The sequence below is a fragment of the Pedobacter sp. 05L430 genome, from assembly GCF_056397585.1.
This window is the reverse complement of record NZ_JBFTNT010000399.1, coordinates 1-3,193: the sequence shown is the minus strand read 5'-3', so window position 1 is coordinate 3,193 and position 3,193 is coordinate 1. Positions and strand designations below refer to the sequence as shown.

The 3,193-nt window shown below is 35.2% G+C and carries 3 protein-coding genes and 1 pseudogene; 3 read left to right on the top strand and 1 reads right to left on the bottom strand.

Going from position 1 to position 3,193, the window contains the following annotated elements:
- The 3 genes from AC1DG9_RS25460 to AC1DG9_RS25450 form a co-directional block, all read left to right on the top strand.
- A partial coding sequence (locus AC1DG9_RS25460; protein WP_477635503.1) for a hypothetical protein occupies positions 1 to 398 on the top strand: 398 nt, incomplete at its 5' end.
- Between the two features lie 83 nt (positions 399 to 481).
- Positions 482 to 2,470, top strand: a complete 1,989-nt coding sequence (locus AC1DG9_RS25455; RefSeq protein WP_337715989.1) for a sensor histidine kinase — start codon at positions 482 to 484, stop codon at positions 2,468 to 2,470.
- 179 nt (positions 2,471 to 2,649) lie between these two features.
- Positions 2,650 to 2,907, top strand: coding sequence for a helix-turn-helix domain-containing protein (locus AC1DG9_RS25450; RefSeq protein ID WP_172662617.1), 258 nt, complete (start codon positions 2,650 to 2,652; stop codon positions 2,905 to 2,907).
- A gap of 13 nt (positions 2,908 to 2,920) precedes the next feature.
- Here the strand turns inward: AC1DG9_RS25450 and AC1DG9_RS25445 are convergent.
- Positions 2,921 to 3,193: pseudogene (locus tag AC1DG9_RS25445) on the bottom strand (hypothetical protein); the annotation flags it as partial.

Genomic DNA, 3,193 nt, shown 5'->3' with positions numbered 1-3,193 from the left:
GTGTTAATACATTCGCAAACGCACAAAAAAAGATTCCAACTGCTCAAGAATTGACTGTTAAAAATATAGATGAGCTGAATGAAAGGTTAGAACTGAGTCCAACTCAGAAAAGTGTGATATATAATTACGTATTTGACATGTATCGCCAGCAACTGGAACTTGTGAAAAAGCAACAGGCGGGCTCATCTAAGGAAGAAGATGTAACCAGATTTTATAAGTTTCAAAATGAAACAAATGATAATATTAAAAATATTTTAAAAGGGAATCAGATAGCTGAATTTGATAAGTTACAAGAGGAGCGTTTAAACGGAGACAATAAGAAAAAGAAGGGAAAAAAGGGGAAAAATAAAGAAGAAGAGCCAGTAACCGGCATATCTGGACTTAAGTCGCAAAATTAACAGTTGTTAACTGTTTCTTTTTTCTTGAATTYCTCTTTACATCTGAATGTTGAAATAATTTAGCGGCTAATAACCAACCCTTCATGCGATTTTTTACTGTAATCCTGTTATTATCCCTTTCATTATCTTCGAATGCGACAGAATATGTAATTAAACTTGACCAACAGGATTATACTAATATTGGTAAGAAATTAGTCTATCTTGAAGATGCAACAGGCAAACTTAACTTTAAAGATGTTAAAGACCTGTATCGGGCAGGTAAATTTAAATCATCCAAAGAAAGTATACTTAATTTTGGTAACAGTAAATCCGCCTTTTGGATAAAGATAGTTTATCAAAACAATACCGGTTCAGGGAGCTTTCTTGTAGTTGATGTGCCAAATCTTGAGTTTGTCGATTGTTATATCATTGGCAGTAATGGTAACCTGCAGGTAATAAATTCTGGTAGCCTTAGTAAGGAAACTAAAGGTGTTATTGCGAATAATAATTATATATTTTCTTTACCCGAAACAGCCGGTGCTGAAGATTTAAACGAAGTCTATCTTCGGGTTAAAACAAATAATTTTATGCTGGTGCCTATTAAACTTGCAACACATGAGGCTTACATCGCAGGTTCTTCTTTTAAAGAACACATCGAATCAATTTACATTGGGGTACTGATAACATTATTTCTGTTTAATATTTTCTTATACATCAGTTTGCACGAAAAAATGTACCTCTTTTATGGGCTGTACCTTCTTGCTGGCTTTGTTTATTTAGTATTGTATTTAAGAGGCTATGGTTATTTGTTCGGTTACGATTTCAGAACAACAATATATAAATATCCCCATTTCTTTTTGGCATTGTCATCAATGTCGGGCATCTTGTTTTCATGGAAATTCCTGAATCTGCAAGTATTAATTCCTCGTATAAAACCAGTTTATTATATCATGATGGGTTTTGGATTTGCCTTGATGACTGTAAGCTTATTGGGGTATAAAAGCGTAGCGGCCTCTATGATACAATATACTGCGCTTTTCATTTCAGTAGGCTTAGCGATAGCAGGAATAATGTCATTGAGAAAAGGACACAGGCCTGCTAAGTTTTATATTATTGCATGGCTTTTTAGGGTAACAGGTGTGATTCTTGTGAACTTAAACCTATTCGGTGTACTGGAATTAAGGGATTATACTTTTCAGATTTTTCCAATTGCTACAACCATCGAAATGCTATTGCTGGCATTCGCGTTAGGAGACCGCTACAGCATATTGATTAACAACGAACGCGAGGCGAGAGAAAGTCTTATGAAGCTTGTACAAACCCAGAATCAAAGGCTTGAATATGTAGTTGAAGAACGGACCATAAAATTAAGTGAAACTATAGTTGAGCTTGAATCATCGAATAGGGTGAAGGATAAGTTGTTTTCAATTATTGCTCACGATTTAAGAACTCCATTTAATAGCTTGATAAGCATATTTTCACTGAAGGATATGGGAATGTTGAATTTTGAGGAACTGAAAATGTTGCTTAACGCAAACCGAAAAAATATAGACCAGATGAGGCTTACACTTGATAATCTATTATTTTGGGCAAAAGATCAAATGAAGCAGGTAAGTGTGCAATTTACAGAATTTGATCTCAAAAAGCTTTCTGAGGTTTTAATGTTGGTATATGAACCAATTGCACTGTCGAAGAATATTACTTTAGAGCTTAATGCAAATGATGAAAGTACCGTATATGCCGATGAGAATCAAGTGAGACTTGTTTTAAGAAATTTAATTGATAATGCTGTTAAATTTTCACCTGAGGACAATAAGATATCTATAAACCTTGTACGGCAAGCTAAGGGATTGAGAGTTGCAGTTCATAATGTGGTTTTAAATCCAATTGCTGCAAAAAATGCCATAGAGAGCGGGGAAGATGATAAACGCCAGATGCATACAATTGGCACCGCTAATGAATCTGGAACTGGTCTTGGGTTGCAACTATGCCGGGAGTACATGAAGGCAAATGGGAGTCAATTGCAACAGCGTATTGTAGGCAATGAAGTTGAGTTGTATTTTATCTTAACTGGCAGCAGTCCAGCTGCATAACTGTCCGTTTGCATATGGTAATTTTTTTCGCAAATAGTTGTTCATTTGCCTCATAACTCTTCACAAAAGCAATTGGCAGAAACTAAGCTTCCGCCTTTTAAATAGAAAAAAAGGCTGTTTTATAGTTGTTTTTTTATTTGGTACCATAACTGAGATACGCTTAAGTATAAAATACAACTATGAGAAACCACCGCAGACATACAAAGTCTCGCTTCTTAAGAGTAAGCATAGACCTGGAAGAATACAAAGAACAGGTCCGTTCTATCAAGCTAGCCAAAGCCATTAAGAATGTGTTGAGCTTACGCCAGATGTCTGTGGAAGAATTTGCAATGATAATGGGGAAAGATAAATCAGTAATTAATAAGTGGTTAAGCGGAACCTATTGTTTTAGTTTAAGCACGCTTTATGAAATAAGCGAGGGGCTTGGTATATTGTAAGTAACTTTGTTACCTATATCTTTAGCAGCACCAGTTTATTAATGATATCATCAAGTTTCTTAACTTGATCACCATCCCAAAGCTTGCATTTTAAATCGGACATACCTAACATTTTATGGTAGTAGCCGACTCCCTCCATTAATTGATTACAAAATTTAGCAAAGTATTTAGTCCGCTTAGCATTTGATGCCTGTAATTGCGCACTGTAATCATCGAGCTGYAAATTCAAATCGGAAAAGAAATTTTCCATCTCTTTTTTAAGGTACTCAACATAAAGCCCAAGTTC